This window comes from Paenibacillus sp. FSL R7-0189 (genome assembly GCF_037969925.1).
In the GTDB taxonomy this organism is placed as follows: Bacteria; Bacillota; Bacilli; order Paenibacillales; family Paenibacillaceae; genus Paenibacillus_AQ; species Paenibacillus_AQ odorifer.
The window spans coordinates 6,374,861-6,401,060 of the sequence record NZ_CP150223.1; the positions used below are offsets into that span (position 1 = coordinate 6,374,861).

At 41.8% G+C, this 26,200-nt stretch carries 26 protein-coding genes; 4 read left to right on the top strand and 22 right to left on the bottom strand.

Annotation, left to right across the window (positions count from 1 at the left end; translation table 11 throughout):
- Window positions 1-98: 98 nt before the first annotated feature.
- Entirely contained in the window at window positions 99-551 is a 453-nt protein-coding gene (locus MKY63_RS28060; protein WP_051491456.1) for a hypothetical protein, read from the bottom strand.
- A gap of 27 nt (window positions 552-578) precedes the next feature.
- Complete coding sequence (locus MKY63_RS28065) at window positions 579-917, bottom strand: winged helix-turn-helix transcriptional regulator (protein ID WP_036686390.1); 339 nt, start codon at window positions 915-917, stop codon at window positions 579-581.
- 165 nt (window positions 918-1,082) lie between these two features.
- Here MKY63_RS28065 and MKY63_RS28070 point away from each other — a divergent pair, with 165 nt between their 5' ends.
- Window positions 1,083-1,811 carry an SDR family oxidoreductase gene (locus MKY63_RS28070; RefSeq protein WP_339810663.1) on the top strand — a complete coding sequence of 243 codons (729 nt, stop codon included), beginning with the start codon at window positions 1,083-1,085 and terminating at the stop codon, window positions 1,809-1,811.
- A 172-nt stretch (window positions 1,812-1,983) separates the two neighbouring features.
- On the opposite strand, the gene MKY63_RS28075 is transcribed toward MKY63_RS28070, so the two are convergent.
- The 7 genes from MKY63_RS28075 to MKY63_RS28105 all read right to left on the bottom strand — a co-directional run bounded on the left by MKY63_RS28075 (window position 1,984) and on the right by MKY63_RS28105 (window position 11,040).
- Window positions 1,984-3,375: an alpha/beta hydrolase-fold protein gene (locus MKY63_RS28075; protein WP_036686387.1), complete on the bottom strand. Its 1,392-nt coding sequence runs from the start codon at window positions 3,373-3,375 to the stop codon at window positions 1,984-1,986.
- A gap of 854 nt (window positions 3,376-4,229) precedes the next feature.
- Window positions 4,230-4,952 (bottom strand): sensor domain-containing protein, encoded by a 723-nt coding sequence (locus tag MKY63_RS28080; protein WP_051491455.1) that lies wholly within the window; start codon window positions 4,950-4,952, stop codon window positions 4,230-4,232.
- Window positions 4,953-5,107: 155 nt separating this feature from the next.
- Window positions 5,108-6,247: a toxic anion resistance protein gene (locus MKY63_RS28085; RefSeq protein ID WP_036686385.1), complete on the bottom strand. Its 1,140-nt coding sequence runs from the start codon at window positions 6,245-6,247 to the stop codon at window positions 5,108-5,110.
- Window positions 6,248-6,271: 24 nt separating this feature from the next.
- The gene (locus tag MKY63_RS28090; RefSeq protein WP_036686384.1) at window positions 6,272-7,960 is read right to left on the bottom strand and encodes a VWA domain-containing protein; all 1,689 of its coding nucleotides are present in this window, start codon (window positions 7,958-7,960) and stop codon (window positions 6,272-6,274) included.
- A 13-nt stretch (window positions 7,961-7,973) separates the two neighbouring features.
- Window positions 7,974-8,717 carry a hypothetical protein gene (locus MKY63_RS28095; protein ID WP_036686382.1) on the bottom strand — a complete coding sequence of 248 codons (744 nt, stop codon included), beginning with the start codon at window positions 8,715-8,717 and terminating at the stop codon, window positions 7,974-7,976.
- 151 nt (window positions 8,718-8,868) lie between these two features.
- Window positions 8,869-10,110: a molybdopterin-dependent oxidoreductase gene (locus MKY63_RS28100; protein ID WP_036686380.1), complete on the bottom strand. Its 1,242-nt coding sequence runs from the start codon at window positions 10,108-10,110 to the stop codon at window positions 8,869-8,871.
- A 51-nt stretch (window positions 10,111-10,161) separates the two neighbouring features.
- The gene (locus tag MKY63_RS28105) at window positions 10,162-11,040 is read right to left on the bottom strand and encodes a LysR family transcriptional regulator (RefSeq protein ID WP_036686616.1); all 879 of its coding nucleotides are present in this window, start codon (window positions 11,038-11,040) and stop codon (window positions 10,162-10,164) included.
- A gap of 115 nt (window positions 11,041-11,155) precedes the next feature.
- On the opposite strand from MKY63_RS28105, the gene MKY63_RS28110 reads away from it, so the two are divergent.
- Window positions 11,156-12,445, top strand: a complete 1,290-nt coding sequence (locus MKY63_RS28110; protein ID WP_036686378.1) for an adenylosuccinate synthase — start codon at window positions 11,156-11,158, stop codon at window positions 12,443-12,445.
- Window positions 12,446-12,588: 143 nt separating this feature from the next.
- Here MKY63_RS28110 and MKY63_RS28115 read toward each other — a convergent pair whose 3' ends face one another.
- Both MKY63_RS28115 and MKY63_RS28120 read right to left on the bottom strand, forming a co-directional pair.
- Window positions 12,589-12,777 (bottom strand): hypothetical protein, encoded by a 189-nt coding sequence (locus MKY63_RS28115; RefSeq protein WP_036686376.1) that lies wholly within the window; start codon window positions 12,775-12,777, stop codon window positions 12,589-12,591.
- Window positions 12,778-12,896: 119 nt separating this feature from the next.
- The gene (locus tag MKY63_RS28120) at window positions 12,897-14,138 is read right to left on the bottom strand and encodes a stalk domain-containing protein (RefSeq protein WP_036686374.1); all 1,242 of its coding nucleotides are present in this window, start codon (window positions 14,136-14,138) and stop codon (window positions 12,897-12,899) included.
- Between the two features lie 205 nt (window positions 14,139-14,343).
- On the opposite strand from MKY63_RS28120, the gene MKY63_RS28125 reads away from it, so the two are divergent.
- Complete coding sequence (locus MKY63_RS28125; protein WP_051491454.1) at window positions 14,344-14,796, top strand: GNAT family protein; 453 nt, start codon at window positions 14,344-14,346, stop codon at window positions 14,794-14,796.
- On the top strand, window positions 14,793-15,509 hold the full coding sequence (gene thyX, locus MKY63_RS28130) for an FAD-dependent thymidylate synthase (protein ID WP_036686372.1): 717 nt from the start codon (window positions 14,793-14,795) through the stop codon (window positions 15,507-15,509). Before MKY63_RS28125 ends, thyX begins: the two co-directional genes overlap by 4 nt.
- 55 nt (window positions 15,510-15,564) lie before the next feature.
- Here thyX and MKY63_RS28135 read toward each other — a convergent pair whose 3' ends face one another.
- The 11 genes from MKY63_RS28135 to MKY63_RS28185 form a co-directional block, all read right to left on the bottom strand.
- Entirely contained in the window at window positions 15,565-16,971 is a 1,407-nt protein-coding gene (locus MKY63_RS28135; protein ID WP_081383574.1) for a GNAT family N-acetyltransferase, read from the bottom strand.
- Window positions 16,972-17,074: 103 nt separating this feature from the next.
- Entirely contained in the window at window positions 17,075-17,803 is a 729-nt protein-coding gene (locus MKY63_RS28140) for a DUF4163 domain-containing protein (protein ID WP_339810672.1), read from the bottom strand.
- Window positions 17,804-18,136: 333 nt separating this feature from the next.
- On the bottom strand, window positions 18,137-18,664 hold the full coding sequence (locus MKY63_RS28145; protein ID WP_339810674.1) for a hypothetical protein: 528 nt from the start codon (window positions 18,662-18,664) through the stop codon (window positions 18,137-18,139).
- The gene (locus MKY63_RS28150) at window positions 18,645-19,133 is read right to left on the bottom strand and encodes a PQQ-binding-like beta-propeller repeat protein (RefSeq protein ID WP_339810677.1); all 489 of its coding nucleotides are present in this window, start codon (window positions 19,131-19,133) and stop codon (window positions 18,645-18,647) included. Before MKY63_RS28150 ends, MKY63_RS28145 begins: the two co-directional genes overlap by 20 nt.
- Entirely contained in the window at window positions 19,078-19,365 is a 288-nt protein-coding gene (locus MKY63_RS28155; protein WP_038570504.1) for a hypothetical protein, read from the bottom strand. Before MKY63_RS28155 ends, MKY63_RS28150 begins: the two co-directional genes overlap by 56 nt.
- Window positions 19,366-20,062: 697 nt before the next feature.
- Complete coding sequence (locus MKY63_RS28160; protein ID WP_076101721.1) at window positions 20,063-21,070, bottom strand: ROK family protein; 1,008 nt, start codon at window positions 21,068-21,070, stop codon at window positions 20,063-20,065.
- Window positions 21,063-21,749 carry an N-acetylmannosamine-6-phosphate 2-epimerase gene (locus tag MKY63_RS28165; protein WP_036686363.1) on the bottom strand — a complete coding sequence of 229 codons (687 nt, stop codon included), beginning with the start codon at window positions 21,747-21,749 and terminating at the stop codon, window positions 21,063-21,065. The genes MKY63_RS28160 and MKY63_RS28165 overlap by 8 nt, the downstream gene beginning before the upstream one ends.
- 8 nt (window positions 21,750-21,757) lie before the next feature.
- Window positions 21,758-22,675 (bottom strand): dihydrodipicolinate synthase family protein, encoded by a 918-nt coding sequence (locus tag MKY63_RS28170; RefSeq protein WP_339810680.1) that lies wholly within the window; start codon window positions 22,673-22,675, stop codon window positions 21,758-21,760.
- A gap of 57 nt (window positions 22,676-22,732) precedes the next feature.
- Window positions 22,733-23,620: a carbohydrate ABC transporter permease gene (locus MKY63_RS28175; protein ID WP_076101717.1), complete on the bottom strand. Its 888-nt coding sequence runs from the start codon at window positions 23,618-23,620 to the stop codon at window positions 22,733-22,735.
- 12 nt (window positions 23,621-23,632) lie between these two features.
- On the bottom strand, window positions 23,633-24,481 hold the full coding sequence (locus MKY63_RS28180; protein ID WP_052097471.1) for a sugar ABC transporter permease: 849 nt from the start codon (window positions 24,479-24,481) through the stop codon (window positions 23,633-23,635).
- Between the two features lie 129 nt (window positions 24,482-24,610).
- The gene (locus MKY63_RS28185; RefSeq protein WP_076101716.1) at window positions 24,611-26,002 is read right to left on the bottom strand and encodes an extracellular solute-binding protein; all 1,392 of its coding nucleotides are present in this window, start codon (window positions 26,000-26,002) and stop codon (window positions 24,611-24,613) included.
- Window positions 26,003-26,200: the final 198 nt, after the last annotated feature.

Consider the following 26,200-nt stretch of genomic DNA (forward strand, 5'->3'; position numbering starts at 1 on the left):
AAATCTTGTAGTTTAACAGATGCGTAGAAATATTAATGAGCATGCAGAAGAACCCGCACCAAATGCGGGTTCTTCTGCACTAAATATGAGTTAAATTTTTAATCAACGTTATAAAACTCAGATAAGTCACGGAACAACAATCCGCACTCCTCTAGTCTATTAAGTTCCTCATTCACATCAGTGATCAAATTGCTTTCTCTCTCATGGGCTGTATTGATTAGCCACGGTTGTCCTTGTTTTAGAAAACAAAGATCATCAGGCAGCCTGGTCTGTACCCACGAGTACAAGCTGGTGGAATAGGATAAAAGAATATCGACCGCTTCAGGTGAACAATGAAAAAAATAAACATCTGCATAATGCCCCATAAGCCGAGTCCCCGGCCAATAGTCATCTTTTATGACCTTTTTGAGAAAAGGTTGCAGCTGTTCAAGCAGTTCAACTCCTTCTGGCTCCAACTCCATCTGATCACGTTTTACTAGAATAAATTCATCACATACTTCCATAGCTACCTGTACCAGCGTCTTGTAGGTCTGACCCGTTGGTTCCTGCAAAATAGTATGAATAATAATGTCCCCCCTCTACTTATTTGTATTATTCAAATATTCTTTATGCATCCTACCCCAGCCACACATGCTATCCAACACTGTAATTAGCGATTTTCCATGTTCTGAAATACTATATTCTACCCTCAAAGGAAGCTCATGATAACTCACCCGGTCGATAAGCTGATCCTCTTCAAGCTCACGTAATTGTTTAGCTAACGTACCTTGGGAAACATCAGGGATGATCCGTCTAAGTTCCCCAAATCTTTTTGTGCCATCTATCAATAAAATAAATAAAATGAGCGGCTTCCACTTTCCACCGATCTTTTCAAGTGTTGTAAGAACCCCAGTCAATCTCGGCTCCAGCAAATCCATGTGATCCCCTCTTTCGATAGTTATATAACTATATGTTCGAACCAGCTAGTACGAAAAATCGTACCTAGTACGAAAAAAGTGCGTACTGTGCAGGTTATATTTTATAGCTAATAATAAAAAACAGAACTTAATAAGTCCAATTAACTATGAACGGAGAAGATAAATATGTCCACTATTTCATTAAAAAACCAGCGTATCGTCATTATCGGAGGAAGCTCCGGAATAGGGCTTGCGACTGCCAAACAAGCGATTGAACAAGGCGCAGCTGTCATAATCGCTGGACGTTCACATGATAAATTAGAGAAAGCTCAACAGTTTTTAGATTTCGATTCTGTTGAAATATATTCACTAGATAATCAAAATGAACAGGACTTGAAAGCTTTCTTTGAAAAAATCGGCGCATTTGACCATTTGTTCACTCCGGGAGCCTCCTATGTTAGAGGACCGATAACTTCGAGCTTAGAGGTTGCTCACAATTGCTTTAATGCAAAGTTCTGGCCGCAATATAATGCTGTAAAGCATGCTATCCCTTTTATCAACCCTACAGGCTCCATTGTTCTTATGTCCGGCGCATTCAGCCAACGTCCACTTGCAGACGGTGCCTCCTATGCAGCTTGTAACGGCGCAATTGAAAGTCTGGGAAAAGCATTAGCAGTAGAATTGGCTCCGATGCGGGTAAATGTTATTTCCCCTGGAACCATCCATACCAACTTTAATTGGGAAGGCGCAGAACAGGAAACTAGAGACAAGGCTTACGACGAATATACGAATATCAATCTCCTTGGCAGGGTTGGCCATGCCGACGAAGCAGCACATACAACGATTTATTTGATGACCAATGGCTATACAACAGGAAGTACTTTATTTCCGGATGGGGGATATATTTTGCGATAAAAAACAGCTGACTCAATAAGTAAGAATTTCTACTTATTGAGTCAGCTTCTTTTAGTTTAAAGAATTAGGGAAGAATTCCTTGATTATCAGCCAGGGGATCCGTTTCCCTTAGTTAAGATCATAGTAAATTCAAATAAGGAGCATAACCTCATTTGATTATGAACTCCAATGACTACTTCGTATTAAAGGTTATACTTATGGAATCCTCCTGAATCTCCTTAATTGTATATATACCGATTTTTTCAGCAGCGCTCACTAGCGCTGAGATATACTCAGGAGTTGAATTTAATTTCCGAGCAGAGGGCTTCAGATTAATGGAGAACTCCTCCCCATGCTCGTCAACATCAAGAGATTTCACATAAACTTTAAATACCTTTACATAATGCTCATAGTTAACTAAATGTTCTTCAGTAACACCTTGAAATGAAACATTTACTTTCAAGGATTCCGGCTTCAGGAAGCTCACCTTACCTGCCTTGTCTAACTGCCCTACTTCAGGATTCAACACTTGATATTCAACTCCGTCAAGGATTGTAAAATCCATCCCATTATCCATAGTAACTAGTAAATTAAGACGCACATCGATAGCTTCTGGTCCGATTAATGTCAGATAGTCGCTAACTTCATGCTTGATCGTTTGTCCAGCCTCTTTCCCGGCGAACATAATCAATGGACTATGTACACGTCTATTCCATGACTTCTCTTCATGTGTACCCAAAGGGTCCATCTGAAAGAATAGGTCCTTCCCTAATACAAATCCCTTCGACTTTAGTACCGTCACAAGCGGATCAATTGGCATTCCTTCGGTTACACCCATGTCGAGCCAAATCTTCAATGCAGGCTTCCCGGACTCTTTCGCCAACTCATCCAATATACGCCCATTGCTTACCCAAGTGGCAGGGGATAAAGCCCCTATCGCTGAGAAGGTCTCCGGGTGCTGATACCCCATCCATAATGCCTGAACAGCACCGAATGACGATCCCATGATCATCCGGTGATCCCGATCGGGAATGGTCCGGTAAGCGCCATCCACATAGGGAATAACTGTATTGATAAAATATTGGGTAAATTCGGCTGCACTCGCTCCATCCGAAGGAATAGACTGATCCGGAAATGGAACATACTCCATTCCCCGTTCTGATCCATCACTTGAAGCGACTCCTATCACGATAACCTTCTCCATGGTTCCATCAGCAACAAGCTGATCAATGATCTCCTCAACTCTCCATTCTTTGCCTAAAGAGCTGGTATTTGTGTTAAAAATATTCTGCCCATCGTGCATATACACAACAGGATAACGCTCACTGTCAGCTTCATACCCTGCAGGTAAATAAACAAATATTCTCCGCTCACCTAGATTCTCTATGTGCACAGTACCTTTTGCCGCCCCCACATTGGTTGGGTTCTCCGATGCATTAGAAGTATTGCTTATCGTTGGATTGGGGGTTGGTGATGTAGCAACTTTTTCATTTACATTTCCGTTACTGGAACATCCCGAAAGCGCTAACAAAACTAATACTGCAAATCCCCAAAACCTCCATCTAAATAATCCATTTGAATGCATAGAACCCCTCCTGATTTTTGTTCAAACGTTTTCACAGCTCTCATTATACAGGATTTATATGGGATAATGAACATTTTTTCACATGTTGGAGGAGCATTATAGTAAGCTCTAAACCAAGTACATCCTGGGACATACAAACCAACTCCGACAACGTCCAAACAACCCGAAGAACGGTTTACGGATCGCTCCGTGAGGGCTACAATTTGTAGCATTGCCATAGCAGGCAGGAATAGGGCATATTTTTATAACATCATTCAAAGGCATAAAGGAATAGGAAAAGCCTGCTTGGAGTTCCCAAAGAGATGATTGTTGAAGACTAACTGATCTCTAACCTGATACACGCGCCTATGAATGAACATATAAATCTATATAATTTGTGCGATTACACTCCAGCGACAAGTGATGCATGGAGAGTTGAGTTGACGGGGGGGCAATGTGTAAAAGCGTTCGAGTTTAATTGTATTTCATACAACTATAATCAAACAGAACGCTCGATCACTGGATATAAGTGTATTTCGTGCAGCTATTTTCTGAAATTACTCCCTTATAAGTGGATTCTCTAGTTTTTAGTTGTATAAAGTGCAGTTAAAGTCAGGATTATTCTTTTGGCACTCGAAATAACTGCACAAAGTACAGCTATTTCGCAGATTCCTTCTACTTCCCACACCAACAACCCGACGAAAAAATCAAAGAAGCAATCAGACAACCTCCACTAGCTCATCATTTGCAAAAGCAAACCTCCCCGCAGACCAAAAACACCAGACAGTGATTCTCCACGAACTGAAGGATCACTGTCTGGTGTTTTATTCAGATTCAGAAAGGGTTGTTGTTTTGAGACAATCTCTTCTTTCCAATTAGTACTGTTGTCTTTCCTCGTAGGATACGAACAGCATTCTACGTTGCACATCCATAAGCATACGAATCACCCAACTTGCTAACAAGGCAACAACAAATCCAGCTACTACATAGGAGATATATTGTTGGGATAATGTCCAGTCGATCTGGAACAAAGCAAACACACTATTCTCTAAAATGTTCAAATCCATGGTTTGCAAGAAAATCTGGTGCAGCACAGGTAGTGTAATCAGGCCCAATGCAGCCGCTACTACAGTTACTGTTATTGAAAAGAATATAATGCTGGATACGAATCGACCCATAATCAGCATAACGTTACGGGCAAACTTCGCTCCATGAAAACCTAACTTCATTCGTTGCAGGAAGCCCGCTCCCTCCAGCTGCATTTCCGATCTGGCCTCTTCACTAGGTCTAGGAATATCTAACAATGATCTGACCAGCTCTTGCTCAAATTGTACGATGTAATCCAATCCCTTAGCTACTGCAAAAAACAAAGGAATTCCGATGAATATTGGGGTTAACGCAATGGATAACGTCAGCCCTGTCACCATAAACACGAAATATACAATCGTAAGCGGCAAAGAGATTAAGAAGTATAAAATACTCCGATATGTCTTTGGACTTGCTCCACGTTTGCGCGTTTTAGATTGGGGTTGGGATTCTGCTGGAATATGCATGGAATCAAGAGCTCCCATCGGCATAGAGTATAACTTATCATTCATTTCTATTGTCCTTCCTCTCACGTTTTTCAATTAATCTCATTATACGTGGGAAAGAGAAGGCTCAAAACAGTCTTGGGACTGGAGTCATACCAGACTAAAGGCTAGGATTTATTCCTTCAAGGCGCATAATTGATCGGTTTTATGATTTTGCTAGGCTACAATCCCAAGTTATTTCCCTTTTCCAGCCGTACAATCTGCTGTTCGCCATTATCTGCCAGCTCTCTGAACTGATTAATAGTTTCACGCATTTTGGGGAGAGCTTCCTGCTTATAAGTACTGATGGAATCGAGAGCGGATAGCACATCTGTAAAAGCTTGCTTTAATGTATCCACTGAAATACTTGATTCTAACGACTGTTTATGGATTTCCGCCCCTTGGTTTTTCAACATTTTTGAGGTACCGCTGATCAGGCTATCGGTGGTTTGATTTAGAAGTTCGATCTTTTTCAAAACAATTCTTTGATTATACAGCGCACTAGCTACCGTAACCGATATTTTCAAGGCAGACACGGTAACATTTCTAGCTCTGTCCACCCCTCTGATCAGCTCTTTATTATTTCGAATAACTACTTCTATGGCCATAATTCCTTGTTGATTCACTACAAGCATCTGTTGCAAATCCATAACACGCTGCCGCAACGGAAACAGCACTTCTTCTGTAATGAACCGAACTTTCTCCTCATCCTCATCACGCAGCTTAGCCGCTTCCAGTTGCGTCTCTATCTCCTGATCCATCAACATGCCGAGCTGAATCTCTTTTTGTAGCTTTTTTGTGAGTTCCCGAAGGGCCTGTTGCTCGAATTCCAGCGTAGTATTGTCGTTCTTCAAAACGGTCTTACCCTTATCTAAAGAAATTATAATATCTGAAATCACAGCATCCGCCTTTTGATATTTAGCAAAATAACTACGTAATGGATTAAAGAACTTACCTAGAAAACCCGTCTTGGCAAAATCTACTGCACTGGGATCCAAATCCTTCAGCTGGAGATTAAGCTCAGTCAAACCTTTTGCTACTTGGCCGCCTTCATCTCCTGTTTTTGATAAATTCCCCACAGAAATCTGCAACAGGGAGTTTTTGTCCGAAGAGGATCTCATCGTTTCCATACCGAAGCTATCAATGGATTGCAGCACCCCTTTTCGCTTATCCAGTGACTCTAAATTCAGATCCAGAATGGCGGAGACATTGTTTACTGCCAGTGCTTTGAGTTGTGATACTTCCTCGGGCTCAGGTTTGACCTGCTCCTCAATTACTGATTTCAGCTTTTCCTGACTTACGACTTCCATAGTAAACGACATAGAACCCCTCCTAAAAAATATAGCTTACATTTGAACATTGAGCAGGTTGCCGATTTTATAGACTACATCCTCTGTATCTGCATTGATGTTGGCCGCTTCATTTATACTCGAAATACTCTCAAGTGCCTTGATATTCGCATTGTAGCCAATCGTGTAAATCGGGATTTTGTAGGTCTCAATCAGACCTCTGATATCATTCAAGGAATGCCCTTCATTGGTCTCCCCATCACTTAATACAAAGATCAACGGCTTTAAATCCGGATTTAGCTGTAATTCCGTTTGAAGCATGTGGATGGCTACCGCGATCCCGTCAAAAGTAGCCGTCCCCCCATTTGCTTGTAGACTGTCAATCGCACCAACAAACATGGACTGCTGGTTCGTGTCATATTTTCCAATCGGAAGATTGATTGTAACGTTATCAGAGTAAGAGACAAAACCAATGCTGTTATCCTTGCCCAAGTACTTCTGGCCTGTTAATAAAGATTGCTTTAAACGGTTCAAGGGTTCCCCGTTCATACTTCCTGAGACATCTGCTACAAATACTGCGGCGATAGGTTTATTACCATTTTTCTTCTCTTTCCACAGCTTCTGAGCTGAGGATATGAGACTACCATCCACTGTACTAAGCTCTGATTGGTAATCATTAAGACCATTGAAGCCTTTTTTCTCACCCAGTTCCTGGTATTTATCCAGTTCAACAAACTCAGCAAACTTCTTAATAATATCGAGTTTTTCCTGAGGAAGATCACCCAAAGCATAAAGCGGGCTGTCATGTCTTACACCAAAAGGAGTGAATACATACCCCCCTTTCAAATCTGTTGCATTCACAAAGATCTGGTATTCTAAGACAAAAGCATCAAGCTTACCGGTTTTTGCAGCCTCTCGCATCTGTAAAGTGGTTGAGGCGATAAAGGGTACATTTGCTTGGAATTTCTCAAAGCCCTGCACCGCTTGCTCTCCAAGTAAATCTGCACCGCCAAACGTCCCAAGCGCTGTTACCAGAAAATTCAAACCCGTAGAACTGGCAAAAGGATCGGTATAACCCATTGATAATTCATTATTTGCTATGGCGTCTGTAACCGTCTTAACGTTTAAAGAACCGTATTTCTCTATTAGTTCATCATATTTCGCCTTACTGGTAACAATACCAGCTACATTTCCTACAAGGCGTTTAGTGATTAGCTGCGTGTTCATCCCGTTTGCTTTTACCATTTCGCCCCACAACTCATTTGATGGGGTAAAGGCATCTGGCACATACTTCCCAGATCTTATGTAATCTGTCGCTGTACCTGAAGCAATATTACGGATTTTCACAGAAACGTGACTCCCGTTCACCTCAATATTAGAGTTGTTAAAATCTGTAGCAACTTCATTCAGCCACCCGTCATTACCTGTTCCTGATTTTTCAGTAGAAGAGAATATCTCTACAAAGCTATCTGTTGTATTGTCTACGGATACAGGAAACTTTGAGATATCTGGTAATGAATCCCCAATCGCAACAGGATCCAGGTCAATCTGGCCTTTGATTTGCTCAGCCGTAGTCACGTTTATGTTCTTGTATAGCTTCTCTAGCTGCTTCCCCGCATCTTCGGAAGAAATCTGGGTTTCGGTTTTTCCTATATTAGAGGTTAAGGTGATTCCAAAATACACGAGAGCAAAAACTACCACAGTAATGGTCCCTAAAACTGCTACTGTTTTTCCTTTATTAGCCATACACATCTCCCCTTCATTGCTTATAAAATTTCGTCTGCTTGATCAACTCATCGATTTCCTTCATACAAGGCATCTCTTCAACATCTGTATAATCTGTACTGTCGAGTAGCGATATTTCCAGCAGCAGCTTATCCAGCTTCAGCAGAATCTCTTCATTTGCCCCAAGATACCCTGTTACGTAGGCCAAATATTCATTGTACAAAGCTGTCTTTTTCTGCACCAATTTTTCTGAGAACTGCGAGGGTCTATGCCGGCTGGAGAAAAGGGTGAACTCTGAGGCATCAAATACACTGAGTTTGTTCAGAATCCCTCGAATGTTCAGGTAAAAAAGCTTCGCTACTTCATAACTGACTGCATTAAATTTTTTGAAGCTAAGTTCAGTGGATTCGAATCTCTGACCTAAAACATCTAACAAGGTACTTCTCTTCTTTTCCATCCGGGATATCTGATCTAGAGCAAGCGCAATGTCTTTTTTCAGTACTTTGACATTTTTGTATTGAGTAAGCGCGGCTATATAATCCTCATAAGATTTCAGTGTTTTCACAGCAGGGATAGATGAAGGTTTAAACAATAAAATATAACTTCCATAAAGAATAACAAGTAGACTAACAAACAACAATGTCACACCCAAAGCGGTTTCAAATACACTGGTTCCTCCGATTTCCACCCCTAATAAACCTGGTGACAACACGATAATGTTCAGTAGTACCACACCGAGAATAAGTCCCAACAGCTTTATGGCTCTAACCCCGTTCATCACAACCACCTCCTGCATCCAGTCACTTCTATTGTATGGAGCAATTTCTGTTATTACGTCTCTTCATTTGCTATATGTTAAAAAAATAAGGAATTAATCAACAAAAAAACCTTAACAGGCAATAAGCCCATTAAGGTTAACAATCACTATTTTATACCCACGCATCATTTGAATACCCGCGTTGCTCCCAATATCCCGTATGATCGCCTTCGATCAGCTCAATCCGGTTCAGCCACTTCACAGACTTGTATGCGAACATCTTCGGAACGATTAACCGTACAGGACCGCCGAGATCGCTAGGAATCGGCCTTCCATCATGCATTACCGCGACCAGCACATCATCCATGTCGGCTTGTTCCAATGTGAGCGTATCCGTGTATACACCATCACCCGAATAGAATTTCACAGTCTTAGCTGTGGGCTTCACACCGGCCTGACTCAAAAGATCTTTTAGCTTGATTCCTTCCCAGGTATTCTTATAGACTGACCAGCCTGTCACACAGTGAAAATCACTCACCTGAACGGTCCGCTTCAGCTTTACGAACTGTTCCCAGTTCCACTTAAAATTCTGCTCCACAAGCCCATCTATCGTAAAAGACCAATTGTTGTTCGTAAACTCCGGAATCGGAGTGACTGTGTAAACACGGAATTGTCCTTGCGCCCCTCCTCCGAGAGGGGGTGAGGATGCCGCCAGTGGCTGGGGTGCAGGCAACAACTGATTGCGATCACTTTCGATCAGCTTTTCAATCGTTTCGCTGCCCCCGATATTTCCAATTGAACTGCCGAGCCATTTTATAAACGATGGGCCTATAGTTACCGCAAGCCCAACACCAATCGATCCGCGTATGAAAGCTCTACGTGTATAAACCGGCTGTGGGGATTCCCGATGATTCGAAGGGCTACCTGTCTCAATGACGCTTTTTACTATCCGGCGGCTCGGTTCTTTAAGCCATTTTACCCGAGTCAAAGAATGATAAATAATATAAGGAAGGCCTATCCAGGTCAATAAGTCATGGACGACCAGAGCAACGTTCGATACATGTGGACCCACCACGCGGAATTGCCAAAGTAGCACTCCTGAAACGAACCAGCCTAGCAGCAATGAAAGTACAACGATTACATTAAAACGTTGCCAAGGCCGCTCCTTCAATTGTTTCCAATGTTTCCCTGCCAGCAGCAAATAATAAATAACCGGAATAATCGAAGCGACACCGACCACGATATGAAGCCCTTTGATCCATACTCTGCCTTCCCCTAAGAAGCCACGCCAGAAGCCACTTACAAGCACAAGTCCTGTGAGTGTGAGCAACACAACCAGCCAGCCATTCCAGGTATGAAGCGCCCGAAGCTTTTTCCCGTATCCCTTACGCAGCCGAGCCAGTAAAGAATTCATTACCTTTCCTCCTCTTCACTAGGTATGCTCAAATAGCTCTTTATCCGGATTCTACTCTAATAATGTTAGAAAAGACTTTGAAGCAGCTGTAAGAGGAACTCCACGCAGGGTAGCAATTCCTATGTTACGTTCTGGCAAAGGTGGGTCCAGAGGAATCTCGACAAGCTCACCTTTCTTCAATTCTTCGGTTACGTAATCACGAATAACAAAAGCTAGGCCAAAACCACGTTTCGCAAACTGAACAAGCAAATCCACACTTCCCAGTTCAAATTCAGGTGTAATCGTCAGATGATTAGAAGCTAAAAACTGATCCATATACTTTCTGGTGCTCCCACCCGCTTCTAAGCATAACAACGGATACTGCTGAATGTCTGCAAGCGGCATGGTCTTGTCCGCCAAATGACGAAAACCTTTGCCTCCTACAAGGCAATCTTGAAGCTGAGTACTTTTGCGAAAATCAATCTGTTTATCAGATGTCGGCAAGCTGACGATACCAAAATCAATTTTCCCTTCTTTTAAAAGCGTAAGTGTTTCTGGTGTCGTACGATTCGTAATATGAATGCGGATATTGGGAAATTGTTCGTGAAATTGCTCCAAAAAAGGCAACAGATAATATTTGCATAAGGTGTCACTTGCTCCGATATGAATCTCGCCGCTGTTCAGATTGTTCATATCTGCGATCGCTCTTTCGCCCATGTCTACATGATGAAAGGCTTGCTCAATAAAGCTAAGCAGTACTTTTCCTTCTGTTGTTAGATCAACCCCGCGAGAAGTGCGAAAAAATAACGGGCCGCCCATTTTCTCTTCCAATTGTTTAATCGTGTGACTTACTGCCGGTTGTGTAATATTGAGTCGTTCTGCCGCAGCAGTTAAGCTCCCTGTATTTGCTACCCAATAAAAAGAGCGATACCACTCCAAATTAATGTCCATCCCCACGTCATTACTCCACCTTATAATAGATATAACTTATATCAATTTTTCTAATGATTTAACTAGCATTATACTTAGTCCTGTAGCCAAAAACAAGCTTGGGAGGCGAAAACGCGTGACCGTAATTGCAATTGTAGGAGCAAACTGGGGCGACGAAGGAAAAGGAAAAATGACGGATGTGCTAGCTGCACAATCTTCCTTTGTCGTTCGTTTTCAAGGTGGTAGTAATGCTGGGCATACCATCATAAACCAATATGGAAAATTTTCATTGCATATGCTGCCATCTGGGGTATTTTATCCTTCCGTTACAAACATTATTGGACCAGGAACAGCACTTGATACAGAAGTATTAATAAGAGAACTGAAAGCTTTAACGGATAGAGGCGTGCCAAAACCTAGGTTATTCGTATCCGAACGGGCGCAAATCGTGCTTCCAATCCATCGTTTGTTTGATGAACTAGAAGAGGAACGTCTGGGATCTCAAGGATTCGGTTCAACAAAACGAGGAATCGCACCATTTTACGCAGATAAATATGCAAAGCTAGGCATACAGGTAGCGGATTTATTTGATCCTGCTCGACTTGAGAAACGTCTTGAACAATTACTCGCTTCCAAAAATATATTACTTGAGCATTTATATAAGAAAACGCCTATCCAAATCTCGGAATTAATGGTTCAGCTGCAAGAAGAAGCTGCACAGCTAGCGCCTTATGTAGCCAATACAACAGACTTACTGCAAGAGGCTTATGCCAAGGGAGAGACTATTTTACTTGAAGGTCAGCTTGGGGCTCTGCGTGATCCTGATCACGGTATTTATCCTTACTCCACCTCCTCTTCAACACTTGCCGGGTTTGCACCTGTCGGTGCTGGTCTTCCTGCAGCAGCTATCACGAATGTCATCGCTGTAACCAAGGCCTATTCCAGTTGTGTCGGCGCTGGACCTTTTGTTACGGAATTAGAAGGACCCGTAGCGGATGAACTTCGTACAAGAGGTGGCGATGCCGGGGAATTCGGGGCTACGACTGGCCGTCCTAGACGTATGGGCTGGTTTGATGCTGTAGCTACTCGTTACGGTTGCCAAATGCAGGGTGCCACTGAAGTCGTGTTGACTAATCTTGACGTGCTTGGTTATTTGGATGAGATTCCGGTTTGTGTGGCTTATGAGCTTGAAAATGGAGAGATCACCGACAAGTTCCCGGCTACGAATAAACTGAACTCTGCAAAACCGATATTCACGCATTTATCTGGCTGGAACAGCGATATCTCTCAGATCACCGACTTCGAAGATCTGCCAGAACAAGCTAAGCTTTACATTGATTTTATTGAAACCTCTATTGGCACGCGTATTACTACGATTTCCGTGGGTCCTAGACGCGAACAGGTCATTAATCGGATAACGAAATAATCATATACGTACTAAATCTCTGTAGAATTTAAAAGAAGCGCCTCTCTTATTAGAGAAGCGCTTCTTTGTTTTATTCATGAGAAGGGCTGCCTCATACGTAGAAAAATCCACTTTTAAGACAGCCTCTTTTTTGTGTACTCTTTTTAAATCAACACGGCATCTACTTTTGTCTGCGGAGCCTTGTCACAGCGTTTACAGACCTTAACGACTGCTCCATCCGTTTTTTTCTTGGGATAAAGCAGCTTAATACGGGTGTTCTGACAGATTGGACAAGTCCCTCTGCCCCTTGATGGTAAATTCCAAAGTGCATGTCCACGTTTTGACTTTGCCATGAATAAACCCCTCATTTCGAACAACAATAGTCAACACTTTAATTCTGAAAGTGCTTCTCCAAAATGATATGTCGCAAAGACAGGCTCTATGACTAAAGTAACGCAGAAATAAGGAAGAATTAATTCGTATAGATCATGGAGACAACACCGTTCGTAAAGGTAACATAGTTATAATTACCATACTGCCAGGTCTCCACTTGAATGCCACTACCTGAAAGTGTAGATTTACTTATTGGCTTACCCCAACTAAACTCCACTTGCTGCTTGGTCATCCCAGTAGCAACTATGCTCTTTTTAATCTTAGTCCAAATCGCATCCGACCACTTATAGGTCTTAAATGGATCCGTTGTTAAGAAATATTCTTTATTTCCTAATGTACGGATCAACTCATCTCCCGACATTTTATAAGAGTTAAGAATTTGCCCCGTCGATAAAACCTTAAATGAAATGGCGAATTCACCTTCATAATCAGGTAGAATATCTACAATAGTGACTTTTTGGAACTTATAATCGGAGTCGAATTGATTGAGCCAATATGTTTTTCCAATGAACTTAACGAGGTTTCCTTGTTCTTCCTTCTTAAAAATCTGTGCGGTTTGTTTCGTATAGGCGAACAACTCTGCTTTGCCGAAGTAGATCTCCATCGTCTGATAATTTCCATCCCAAATTAACTCTGCTGACAGTGCAGTCTTTAAAAGCGTGGCAGGAAAAACTGTAGATCCGTCGATCTTTTGCACTTTACCACTCATTTTGACCTTCGCACCATTCACCATTGCAATATCGCTTCCGAGTTGAAGCTGTATTGGCAAATCACCTAGACGAATGCTAAAGGTTTTAGTTGCTGTATTAACTTGGACTGTTGCTCCCAACGTTTGAAAAACCGATTGAACCGGCAAATACATTGTTCCATTAACAAATGCACCTTGATCAATATCATGGTCCGCACTGATCGAAACTTTTATTGTTTTGGTATCTGATCCTGAAATGACCGTTACGTTCGTTTCTCCTACCGCTAAGGCTTTCATTGTGCCATCGGCTTGCTTTTGCAGCAAATAAGGCTTTTCAATTACGACATTTGCTTGAGCTAACGGGACGCGTTCGGATATGCCATCGGCATCTTTAGCATAGATTTGTACCGGAACATTATCCCCAACAGTGATTTCCGTAGCATCCATCTGAAATATCAAATCTTCAACCTGCTGATTGCCTTCATTGTATGATGACGAAACTGAACTGGCACTCCGTAAAATACTACCTTGATCGTAATCGACGTTACGCGTATCTGCCGCCTTCACTGTATGTATTGGACCCAACATAGATACTGCTAACGCTGCAGTGATGCTCCATTTAATAGCTTTCATTTTCCTTACATCCCCCTCTAAATATATAAACCTTAATTACTGTATCACAATTCCACAATTTTACTAGAGAAAAATTTACAGAAATATTTTTTTGTATTTCTAGTGAATTTACTCCGTGATAATTACAGAGTCTTCCATTATAATCATGGATTAGGAGGTGTTAGCCAGTGGAGATAATAGCCGACAGATACTGGAACTTAATCCTTTGTCTCACAAATATGAAAATACCGCTCCAGATGCAAAACAAATTAGAGAGAACTTCCTTTCGATTCTGACTCATACTACCAGCGATCCGCGTGAGCATTATGATCTAGCAGTATGTACTAAGCAAAATAGAACACCCATAGGTAACGTAAGTATAAAGTTAAATTGGGAAGAGATCAGAGAGTGGGAGATTGGCTGGGTCCTACTGCCGGAATACTGGAAAATGGGCTATGCGACAGAAGCCGTCAAAACACTGATAGGTTACGCCTTTAGCTCTCTTAATGCCCATAGAGTCGTTGCATATGCCAATGCAGAGAATCTTCAATCTGAAAAAGTTATGATTAGAGCAGGAATGATTAGAGATGGAATCCTCAGAGAGACTAGATTTTGCAATCAACAATGGTGTGACGAGTTCATTTACTCTGCTTTGGAAAAGGAGGCTACATTAAATTGACAACAATCAAAGTTTTAAATGAAGGTTATGTAAGATTAGTAGATCATATGGGCTCAGATTTAACGGTTGCTAACGCTGCGCGTGTATCTTATGCTAAACAATCTTTTGAGCTTAGTGATCGGGATATTAAACTAATAAAATTCCTTGCCCGTGAAGGACATACCTCTCCTTTCCGCCATGCCATCACTCAATTTGAGGTTTATGCCCCATTAATGGTTGCGAGACAGTGGTGGAAATACGTAGTCGGTTCTGCTCATTACGAAGGTACTGGGGATAGCTTGGAAGCCTGGAACGAATCCAGCAGAAGATACATTACAGAAGAACCCGTCTTTTATCAACCTGCTGCGGGAGAATGGAGATCCAAACCAGAGAATTCCAAACAAGGCAGTGGCGACATCATTGCATGGGAGCTTGGTGAAAAATACACCCGCGAGCTTCAAGAATACACCGAGTTAGGATTATCTAAGTATGAAGCATCTTTAGCAGATGGCATATGTGCTGAACAAGCAAGACTGTTTCTACCTGCTTATGGATTATTCGTTCGTTGGTACTGGACAGCTTCAGTTCAATCTGTAGCTCATTTTTTAAATCAAAGACTGGAGCATGACGCTCAGAAAGAAATTCAGGAGTATGCAAAAGCAATTTTATCGCTAATTGAGCCACTATTCCCTGTCTCTTTTGATCAGCTGCTGACTACCGGCTCTGTAGATTAATTTTATTTCCTTATATAAAAAAAGAGCCGCCAAACCTTTGGCGGCTTCTCCCTTTCTACACTACCAACCCTCGTATAACTTCAACCTCGTCCCTACTGACTTCAACGAACCCGAGTGATGTATATAAATTCGAAGCACGTTCGTTCTCGATCCGATGGCCAATAACGATTTTGTCGCAATGATGTTCTGCTTTAATATAACGAATTAAGGTATCCATACCCGTTCTGCCTAAACCTCTGTTTTGGTACTTCTGGTCAATCATAAAAGCCATAATCCAATAACTTCCATCCTCAGGATCTACGCTATACACAGAGAAACCTACCAATTCCTCATCTGCATATAAAGCGAGCGGGGTCATACCACAATAAGCTGCTTCTGCTAACCAATAGACCACCGGTACGGGGAAAATAGACTTTTGCGCATCCGATACTTCTAATTGAGTACAAGCGTACCAGTTTTTTTCCGTGATATCCTTCAGCACTATATGTGCTTGAAAGCCGGTTCGTAATCGGTCACAAATTCTTTCTAATTTCAGTTTAAGCTGTTGCGCCCAATCCGGGAAAATAGAATCATCCGAATTCTCCATACACCGAAGTAATCTAGCAAAACTGTATAAGTCTGCAAATCTTTGAAATTCAGGTATCATCTTAATATACTCATCATCTAGCTGCTTAACCGATCTATATCCACTAATAAAAACATCAATGTTTCTTCTACTTTCATCATCATCCGATTCCGTCAGGTCTCTTAACGCCGATGTAATATCCATCGCAAACCAGTGATACATAGAGTCATCAAAATCGATGGCACTGTAGCGGGATTCTTCTTGCATATAAAAGATATTATCCATCTCAAAATCATAATGTACGAGCCCAGTATGCCCCACTCCAAAAGGGAGCTCTGATAACCAAGCTTCAATCCGCTCATATTCCTTAAGCGCCTTATGCTCCTCAGGATGCCTGCTCAATACAGAATAAATAAAATTCAATGAATCGACCCAGCTTTTGCGATAAGGCGTGCTCGGTGCATAGGTTTCCGAAAAATTATGCAGACGTGCAAGCGATTGGCCCCATTGATAAAAATGAGGTTCCTTCATCTCATCAAGTGAAACATATTCACCCTGGGCCTGTTCAAAAACTACCCCGTGGTATCGCCCGTGATTCGTTAACAACGTTTCAATCCAATTGCCAGACTTAGAACGCACAGGAGCGACGGTCTCATAACCTTGCTCTAATAAATACATCATAAAATCCAGCTCTGCCTGGATATTGTCTGCAGAATTATCCTCTTCATGAGTAAACCTTAAATAAAAGCGTTTACCATTCCACTGAAAGGTATAAATAAAATTGCTACTGGCCCTTACCATCTTTAAAGTTCCAGGCTCATGATTCCAATACTTAATCATTTCTTTAGCAGGAAGATCGTTCTCCGTTCCCCGCACCATGTTCATTAAAGTCATCATTGTCCGATAGTGCCTCCTGCTTCATGACGGATTTGATTCTGGGTTCCCCATTAACATTATCGGTAAATTATTCTATTAAATCAAGGGAATTTAATAGGCTCTATTATTTCTGGAAGAAAAAAGTATTCAGCTTAGGCTTCAGTTTGTCATACTTGATTTCAAACTCAGCATGATCTCCGATAGCATGAGAAATCTGCACACTTATCCCCAGCGTATTCTCCGTCAAGTACCATCTTATATCCGCTTCACTAGTATCTGCGTGCTGAAGTGAAGTCAGCCATTCCTCATCTGATCTTTCAGTAAGAATATTCTTTTGCTCAATAATATCGGATTGAAGTTCACTTTCCTTTAGCTCCTTCAAAAATTCCGCATCGATGGTCACGATATCAGTTAATTGTAGGGGTTCAAATTTCTTCATATCAATATTTATAGTATCAAAAATATCTACAGGATGAGCAGCACCTTCAACATAACTGTATCCTGAAAACTGAATACTTAGTAAGCCCTCATTTTCTAATGATACAGAATAATCCATATCTAAACTAAAGGTCTCTTTTTCCTCCGGAGAGTAATTATCCAAATAACTATAAGCACGTTCCTTGATCATTTCATTTAACTTCTCTTGTTCATTCGGTTTTCCAAAAATAGATATTTGCGGATAGTTAATATTAATTTGTTCATTGTAAGTATATAACTCCGGAGATAATTCATAAGAAATGCTGTGTTGATTTTCGATTAGCTTAGTTTCGTTTATGTGGTTTTCAAGTGTCGGCTCCTTGTTTTCACAAGCTGTTACAGCACACATTACTACAGCAAGAATTATGAATAACATGGTGGTTTTCTTAATATTAATGCTCCTTCCATCAAAATTGAATTATGATTTGAGCTACAGCGCTTTTGTTCTCCCACCATCTCTAATGTATTGCCCCTTTTTAATAATTGAAGTTGGTGATAGATCTAACCTTTTACTTATTTCCTCAAAATCTATATTTTCATCACGAACTATAAAAGAAAAACTCCCTTTCATTTAGCTTTCCCTATCATATCTATAGCATTTTATAAAAAAAACACTTTTCTAATTAGGACTATATAATTCACTGTGCCGGAGCAAATCCCCTTAGGATTTGATAGTTTGAAGGTCTCTGCGGACACTTAACACCGTATCTCAAAAAATTGATCTGCGAACGTGAACAAATTCCCGACAAAGCGACTCATCGTCCTCTATCCAGTCATATTTCAGAATAAGCGGAGCAGGCACAACAGTCTCCAGTTGCTCTACAATCTCCCGGACATCATCATTCTGGAACATGACACCCAAAGAATCGGGCGAAACGGTCAACCCCAAACGTTCGACGACTGCAGCGTAGTCAAAAGTCTCCGGCTCCATTTCATATTCTTCTAGAACATCACCTCCAGCATATCTGTCCAGTATTTCCCCATTCTGATAAATGAATATTTCCAACACTTCATCATCAAAGTATCCTATAGCAAGTACAAGGGAAGAGATCAAGTTAGACAAAGATCTGGCGCTTTCACCAATCGTTTCCCAGTTGAATTTCTCCCCCAGTACTGTTGTCCAGCCTTGGGACTGCCCGATGTAGTAGCTTTCTTTAGGTCTTAGCCGTTTCAAGCTCTTCAGCACGGCTTCCTTATCGTTGGTAAACACGTGGAGATTAGCAAATGAAGTTCCCATTATTCAACCACCTAACAATGAATTCCCCGCCGGTCAAATTTACGTATAAATTACCGTCTGCGCTCAGGGAAGGGCTGGTGTCACCGTAACTTTCCTCCGGTTGGTATATCCATTTCACTTCGCCATCCGGAGCAATGGCATATAACTGGCTAGAAAGACACCAATACATAACCCCATCCTGATCTATGACAGGGGGACGGTGCCCTTCTCCTTGACCCATCCGTTTCTCCCACAACAACTCTCCATCAGGACTAAAAGCATAAAGTTTGGAATTCACATTTTGACCAACATATATGATTCCTTCACGGGAAATAACCGGATCGCACCAAAATATGGACGAGCACTTGTAAACCCATCTTATGGTTCCATCCGCGTCAAAAGCATAGAGTCTCCCAATAATTTGTGACTCATCTTCATATGTACACAGGTAAATATGGTTTGCCGTATTGATGATTAAGCTCGAAATCACCCTGCCCCACAGCTAAAATGGCTCTCCCTTGTTCATCCACTGTAAACGAGCTTAATCCATATGAAAAATCCGGCCGCCCCGAGTCAACAACTCGCTTCAAAACTGAAAGCGATGTTGGAGCTCTGAATCGGGATTGTCTGGTCCAATTCGCATCAATGGGATGAATGGCTAATGGACGATAGCTACCTTGTTGAAAACCGCCTATTCCTTCGTTGTTATTATAATCGACCATAGTTTGCCCATCCTTTGTTATATAAGTTAAGGGATACAAATTGGATATCTTGTATTTCTTAAGCCTAATTAAAATCTTAGCTAGGCTGGTTTGGTCAAACAAGTTTATCCGAGCCGGACCAGTTAAGGTCGAATTTCCCCGAGTCTTTGGACACATTGAATTCGTCGTAGCGATATCGTGTGATATACTCACATTAATGAATCACCATCATAAATTCAACGTAAAAAGCGAAAAACTGCTCTCTATAACATAGGTTAATTGTGTTGATGGTTGAACGAAGGGTTCATTCGGCATTGGGTACTGGGGTGGGCTATAACTAATAAAAGAAACCACATGGAGTATTATTCACATGTGGTTCTAACTTAATTATTTAAAAAATTAATCAATCCCAAAACACTAATCAATCTTCAATGGCTCAATTACACCGGATCTCAGGGGAATCTGAGGAATGGAATAAATGTATTCTATACAGTTATTTCGTAGGCAAATGCAATCATTTTGACTTTAGTTGCATTTTATACAACTAAAAACACGAGAAGCCACCACTAAGGCTGTAAATCAAGAAAATAGCTGTACAAAATACACTTATGCCCATCGGCTTGAGGGATTCGAGAAATATAGTTGTACGAATTACAATTAAATGCTTCTACGTATTGCTCCCGGTGACTTTCTATACAGATAGATTGTGCATAGATCCTTATAGCTCTGCTCTCTTTACTTTATTGGGGCTATACTCCCACACCTGCAGCCCCGCTCCGATCATTCCACATAAATTACCATGATAGGCCGCTTCAATACGAACATTTTCCAGCATCGATGGCATTACTCTGCTCTTTACTTCTCTTCTAATGCCTTCAAATAAAAGTTCGCCTGCTTCAGCCACTCCACCGCCAATGACGATGACTTTAGGGTTAAAAATATGGATTAATGAAGCGATCGCGGATCCGAGCGCAGCAATCGTGTCTACCATTAACTCTGTAGCCAGAGAGTCACCCGCCCTCCATCTCGCTAACACTTCCCGTGAGTCTACGTTCTCTGGGGACTGGTTATGTAATAAAAGCTTGTCGCGCATGCGACGTGCGATACTTGTGCCTGAAGCATACTGCTCCAAGCAGCCTTTTCCACCACAAACGCATGCAGGACCTTTGAAATCTACGGACATATGGCCTAACTCTCCAGCCCCACCCCAAGAACCATGAACAAGATGGCCGTCTACGACTATCGCTCCACCCACGCCCGTACCAAGGGCAAGACAGATAAAGTCTTTTACCTCTTTGCCTGAGCCTAAATATTTCTCTGTTAATGCTAATACATTCACGTCATTATCAACGATTACTGGAAGTTGAAACTGTGTCTGAAGCAAATCCTTCAAAGCTGTGCCAGCATAGCCAGGGATAAGCTCCGAAGCGGAGCGGACACGCCCCGCCTCCCAATCCATTTGCCCTGCTGATCCTACGCCAATTCCTTGGAGCTGAATTCCCGCTTGTTGTGCTGTTATTTCATCCATTAATGTCTGAATTGCTAGTATAATGCGATCCATTGTTTTCGTCTGTCCAGCCAATGTGCTTAGGCTTACAGTATGTAAAACGCCCCCTTGTGAAGAGACGAGTCCGGCATTAATTTTCGTGCCGCCAATATCTACTCCGATCGCATATTCTATATGAGGATCATATCCTTCCACCGCGGACTCACCTCCGTCAGTCATCGACATTGCTCACGGCCTTAACATATCTCGAAGTGATTAATTGTGGCCTAGTAATTGCACTTCCTACAACAACATATGATGCCCCTGCATTCTTAGCTTTTGCTGCGTCTTCCGGTGTCCATATACGTCCTTCCGCAACAACAGGAATGTTCACAGATCCGCTTAATTGTTGAATTAAGACAAGGTCCGGTCCTTCCTGCTGTGTACTGTATGGGGTGTAGCCTGAAAGCGTGGTACCGATAAAATCCACACCTAATTTCTCAGCGGCAAGCCCTTCCTCAAATGTAGAAATATCCGCCATAACAAGCACACCTCTCAGATGTGCATATTCTATTAATGGCTTTACTGACTCTAAGCGTTCTTCCCGATTCGTTACATCAAGCGCAATAATCTCTGCTTTTGCAGAAACAATCGCCTTCACTTCATCTAAGGTTGGTGTTATAAATATGGCTGATCCGGGAATCTCCCGTTTAATAAGTCCAATGACCGGTACATTTACTTCTTTTTTGATAGCTACAATATCTGGAACACCATTTGTCCGGATTCCTATAGCTCCTGATTGAACCGCTGCTCTTGCCATTTTAGCCATTGTATCCCCACCATGAAGCGGCTCATGCTCAAGTGCCTGACAGGAAACAATCAGACCTTTCACCGGAAAGATATCACTTATTCGAGTCATTATTAACCCTATCCCTTCGCTTCAAGAATATAGTCTAATATTCTATTGTTCAGAGCTTCCACCCGCTCCTGATCGGAATCCTTAATCGGTAAAAGTGGCATTCTTGGCTGACCTGTTTCAAATCCGCGCACACTAAGGATCGCTTTACACGCACCATATAATGAAGGAAAGGATAGCAATTCAACAATGAGCTCATTGATTATGAACTGCCATTTCTGCGCCTCAGCCATCTCTCCTTGCACATAACATTGTTCCACTTTTAGGAATAACTCGGGCATCACCCCATAAGTTCCACCAATCCCGCCATCTGCCCCAATACTGCGGCCCGCCAAATACTGCTCATCAGGTCCATTTAAGACTAGAAAATCCTTCCCGCCTACGGCTTTAAATTGCTGAAGCTCAAACGTGCTCTCCGCCGAAATTTTCACCCCGATTACTTTATCCTGAGCTGCCATCTTAATCAGCAAGCTTTTCGATAATTGAAAGCCTGTAGTTTGCGGGATGTGATAGATAATAAATGGAAGCGCCGAACTATCAATAATCGCCTGCCAATGACTTTCAACACTGTCCGGAGACAGACGATAATAAATCGCAGGAACAGCCGATACGGCATGTGCGCCAACTTTCTCAGCATGGATAGCTAGTTCAACACTGTCTCTTGTAGATGGAGCACCCACGTGAGCAATGATTGTAAGCTCTTTTCCAACCTCTGCTATAACTGCCTCGAGCATTTGTTTGCGTTCTTCTACAGATTGCAGCATACCTTCGCCAGAGCTTCCGCCAACATAAAGACCTTTTACTCCGGTAGTAGCATAATGACGAGCTAATTTCCGGGCTGCTTCTTTATCGATTCCCCCCTCAGCATCATAACTGGAGTACATAGCGATAATAATGCCTTTAAAGGATTCAAGCTCATATGATTTCATAAATTACAGCCTCCGTCGTTTAATACATACTACTAATTTTCGTTGTTATAAGAATAATTAACCTTTTACAGCCCCCATAGTAATCCCTTGGGTAAAGGCTTTTTGGAACATTAGAAAAATTGCAATCATAGGAATAGAGGCTAACGCAGCACCTGCCATAAGCAGTCCATAGTTTGTTGTGAATTCACCCCGAAGAGTCGCTACCCCAAGTGGCAATGTCATCATTGAAGTCGATCTGGTCATGATCAGCTGACTGAAATAATCATTCCAAGAAGTGATGAAGGTAAAGATGGCCAGTGCCCCTATTGCAGGTTTTAACAAAGGTAAAATGATGGTGCCGAACAAACGAATCTCAGAGCTGCCATCTATTTTGGCTGCTTCAATCAATTCTCCTGGAATGGTCTGCGCGAACTGCTTCATTAGGAAGACTCCAAATGGCCAGCCAATCGCCGGTAAAATAAGCCCTTTATACGTATTGACCCAACCAAAATCTGCAAGCATCGTAAACAGCGGGACAAGAATAACTTGCTTAGGCAATGCCATTGCGGCAACAAACATCGTAAAAATAATCCCTCGGCCAGGAAAAGACTTTTTGGCAAGCACATATCCAGCGCAGGAAGAAACGATACAAATCGCTGCCATTTCACAAAAAGCAATGATGAAACTATTAAACATCCAGCGCTCAACGGGATTCTTAAATAACTCGGTCCAGTTTTGCAGAGTCGGCTTAGCCGGAAACCATTCCGGGGGGATCGTTGTTGCTACAGTCTGAAGCTTAAATGCCCCTGAAACCACCCAATAAAAAGGGAAGATAAAAAACAACGTTGCCAGAATCAACAGGATGGTGGCTAATATTTTTGGAATCGTCAATTCTTTTTTCCATCTGCTTACTTTCTTAGATTGGCCAATAGGTGCTCTCAGTTCTAACGGATTCGTAGAATTCATGATGTCCCCTCCTTAATACTCAACATCACTGCCAAAGTATTTAAATTGAATGATAGAAATGATCCCGATCACAATCGCAAGGATGACACCCATCGCCGAGGCATATCCAAAATGACCGAGCATAAAGGCTTGTTCGTAAACGCCATACATTACAGTCGATGTGCTATACACAGGTCCACCCGAGGTGAGCAGCTGAATTAGCGCAAAACATTGAAAGGTGTTGATCGTGGTAATCACGATAATATATAAGTTCGTTGGCATTAGCATTGGCCATAATATTTTTCGGAAAATCTGCCAAGGCGTCGCTCGATCAATCTCAGCTGCTTCTATGTAAGAAGTAGGAATGTTCCCAATAGATGCCACATATAAAATGATCGGCTGCCCTACAGAGGTCGTTATCAGAACCACGATAATTGCAAGCAGTGCAGTCCTCGTATCTCCTAACCAGGATATAGGCTCCATTCCCAAAAAGCTGGTTAAATAATTTAGAATCCCATAGTTCGGATGATAGATCCAGCCCCAAACGACTGTGATACTTACGACCGAGGATACAGCCGGCAAATAGAACACTCCGCGGAAAAACGATCTGGCAAACTCTTTTTTCTTATAAATATTCATAGAGATAAATAACGAGAAAATAATAACGATGGGTACGGTGATGAGTACAAGCAATAATGTATTTCCCATCGACTTCCTGAAGTTATCATCTTTTATTAAGGAGATATAATTATCGAGGCCAATAAAGCTGAAATCTCTCAACGAATAATCGAAGAAACTAATATAGACCCCTTTCACCATCGGATAAGCTACAAAAAGCAGGAAAAACCCAAATGCCGGCACTAAAAAGAGATAACTCATCATCCAGTCGCGAATCACATAACCTTTTATTTTGCGAACCGTTGTCCCCACAGTCCTTCCCCATTTCTTCGATGATTTAAAAAGAAAAGAGTGCTTCCCGCACTCTATTCTTTTGGACACCATTCACTTTTTTTATTTCATTGCAGCCTTTGCTTTCGTAATCGCTTCGTTTGCTTTTGCAGCAAAGCTGTCCAAAGCTTCTTTACCGGTTGCTCCTCCAGTTAAAGCACGTTGTAATTCAGGGAACCAGAAAGTACGAATATCAGCATATCCATCGGCAATGGTAGGTGCATCTGTTGTGAATTTACGAGCATACTCAGCGTATTTGTACTCTGCATCATCATAGAGGCCTGTAATCGAATTACGAACAGACAGACCACCTGTTTGAATCAAGTTTTTCTTACCCCATACAGGATCATTAGCAATAAAATCAATCAGCTTCTTAGAAGCTGCAATCTTAGCTTCATCACCATTATTGAATACAGCCATACCGCCGAGGTAAGGTTCAAGCTTAGGTTCCGATCCATCTAAAGTAGGGAAAGGAAGCAGAACATCTTCGAATTCAACCATTTTTTTAGATACGTTCTGAGCTTTAAGTACTGCAGAATAGTTAAGTGTAAAGGCTAATTTTCCTTGTAGAAATAAGTCGTTCACGTCAGCAGCCGCAAGGGAAGCCGCACCAGAAACGCTAAGTTTATCTTTTGTAGCTTGAACGATCCAATCCAACGCTTTCGCAGCATTATCAGTATTGATCGCGACCGCGGAATTATCTTCATTTAGAAATCTGGATACACCTAAGTTAGCAAGATATGCGCGAGTTCCTTGATCTCCAGCTTGGCTCTTCGCGAAGAATCCGGTAGGGATAACATCAGGTGCTTTTTCTTTAACTGCTTCCAGCGCTTTCTTATATTCTTCAAACGTCCAAGTTCGATCTTCCTTATCCAGAGGAAGCAAATCTAGCGCGCCAATCTTCTCAAAAACGGTCTTGTTTACCGCCATCATAAAAGGAGCTGTATTGATCGGGTACATAAAGATCTCATCGCCAACACTAGACTGCTTCCAAAAGGCTTCCGAAATATCATTTTTCACTTCATCGGTCACCATATCATTAAGAGGTGCTAATAAGTCCTTTTTACCCCAGTCAATAATCCGTCCAGGAGCATCATAAATTACATCAGGTGCGGTATTCGAAGCAATCGCCACATTCAGTTTTTCAGGGCCGCCTTCAAAGGTGATCATCTCAAGGTTGACTTTAATTTCCGGATTCTTCTCATTAAAAGCTGCAATGATTTCCTTCTCATATTTGCCAACTTCACCATCTAAAGCTTGAAAGCTCGGAAAATTCCACCATGTTATTTCTACTGGTTTAGCAGCAGTCTCAGTGGCCGCGGGCTCACTCTTATCAGTATTTTTACTTGGTTCATTGGCGGAATTCGCTGTATTCGTATTTCCGCATGCAACTAACTGTGTACCTAAAAGTGCGACACCAACAATGCTCATTAGCCCTTTTTTCATTGCTCTCATGTGCTACCCCCTATTATTTTTGTGGAATAAAATGCTTTATCATTCCTTGCGCTAATCATAAATCAATTATAAATTTAGGAGAATCCCACTCCTTTTACATTTAGGGTCGTATTCTGACCTATACCTTCTTTCAGTCCCTCTTCAATGTTATAATACATTACATATTTCACCTATAATTATTTTAATTTTTAGCTTATA

Coding starts and splice junctions, on each gene's coding strand:
- MKY63_RS28065 (WP_036686390.1), bottom strand. CDS start 917: ATGGATTTGCTGGAGCCGAGATTGACTGGGGTTCTTACAACACTTGAA.
- MKY63_RS28070 (WP_339810663.1), top strand. CDS start 1,083: ATGTCCACTATTTCATTAAAAAACCAGCGTATCGTCATTATCGGAGGA.
- MKY63_RS28075 (WP_036686387.1), bottom strand. CDS start 3,375: ATGCATTCAAATGGATTATTTAGATGGAGGTTTTGGGGATTTGCAGTA.
- MKY63_RS28080 (WP_051491455.1), bottom strand. CDS start 4,952: ATGAATGATAAGTTATACTCTATGCCGATGGGAGCTCTTGATTCCATG.
- MKY63_RS28085 (WP_036686385.1), bottom strand. CDS start 6,247: ATGTCGTTTACTATGGAAGTCGTAAGTCAGGAAAAGCTGAAATCAGTA.
- MKY63_RS28090 (WP_036686384.1), bottom strand. CDS start 7,960: ATGGCTAATAAAGGAAAAACAGTAGCAGTTTTAGGGACCATTACTGTG.
- MKY63_RS28095 (WP_036686382.1), bottom strand. CDS start 8,717: ATGAACGGGGTTAGAGCCATAAAGCTGTTGGGACTTATTCTCGGTGTG.
- MKY63_RS28100 (WP_036686380.1), bottom strand. CDS start 10,110: ATGAATTCTTTACTGGCTCGGCTGCGTAAGGGATACGGGAAAAAGCTT.
- MKY63_RS28105 (WP_036686616.1), bottom strand. CDS start 11,040: ATGGACATTAATTTGGAGTGGTATCGCTCTTTTTATTGGGTAGCAAAT.
- MKY63_RS28115 (WP_036686376.1), bottom strand. CDS start 12,777: ATGGCAAAGTCAAAACGTGGACATGCACTTTGGAATTTACCATCAAGG.
- MKY63_RS28120 (WP_036686374.1), bottom strand. CDS start 14,138: ATGAAAGCTATTAAATGGAGCATCACTGCAGCGTTAGCAGTATCTATG.
- MKY63_RS28135 (WP_081383574.1), bottom strand. CDS start 16,971: ATGATGACTTTAATGAACATGGTGCGGGGAACGGAGAACGATCTTCCT.
- MKY63_RS28140 (WP_339810672.1), bottom strand. CDS start 17,803: ATGTTATTCATAATTCTTGCTGTAGTAATGTGTGCTGTAACAGCTTGT.
- MKY63_RS28145 (WP_339810674.1), bottom strand. CDS start 18,664: ATGGGAACTTCATTTGCTAATCTCCACGTGTTTACCAACGATAAGGAA.
- MKY63_RS28155 (WP_038570504.1), bottom strand. CDS start 19,365: ATGGTCGATTATAATAACAACGAAGGAATAGGCGGTTTTCAACAAGGT.
- MKY63_RS28160 (WP_076101721.1), bottom strand. CDS start 21,070: ATGACTGACGGAGGTGAGTCCGCGGTGGAAGGATATGATCCTCATATA.
- MKY63_RS28165 (WP_036686363.1), bottom strand. CDS start 21,749: ATGACTCGAATAAGTGATATCTTTCCGGTGAAAGGTCTGATTGTTTCC.
- MKY63_RS28170 (WP_339810680.1), bottom strand. CDS start 22,675: ATGAAATCATATGAGCTTGAATCCTTTAAAGGCATTATTATCGCTATG.
- MKY63_RS28175 (WP_076101717.1), bottom strand. CDS start 23,620: ATGAATTCTACGAATCCGTTAGAACTGAGAGCACCTATTGGCCAATCT.
- MKY63_RS28180 (WP_052097471.1), bottom strand. CDS start 24,481: ATGATGAGTTATCTCTTTTTAGTGCCGGCATTTGGGTTTTTCCTGCTT.
- MKY63_RS28185 (WP_076101716.1), bottom strand. CDS start 26,002: ATGAGAGCAATGAAAAAAGGGCTAATGAGCATTGTTGGTGTCGCACTT.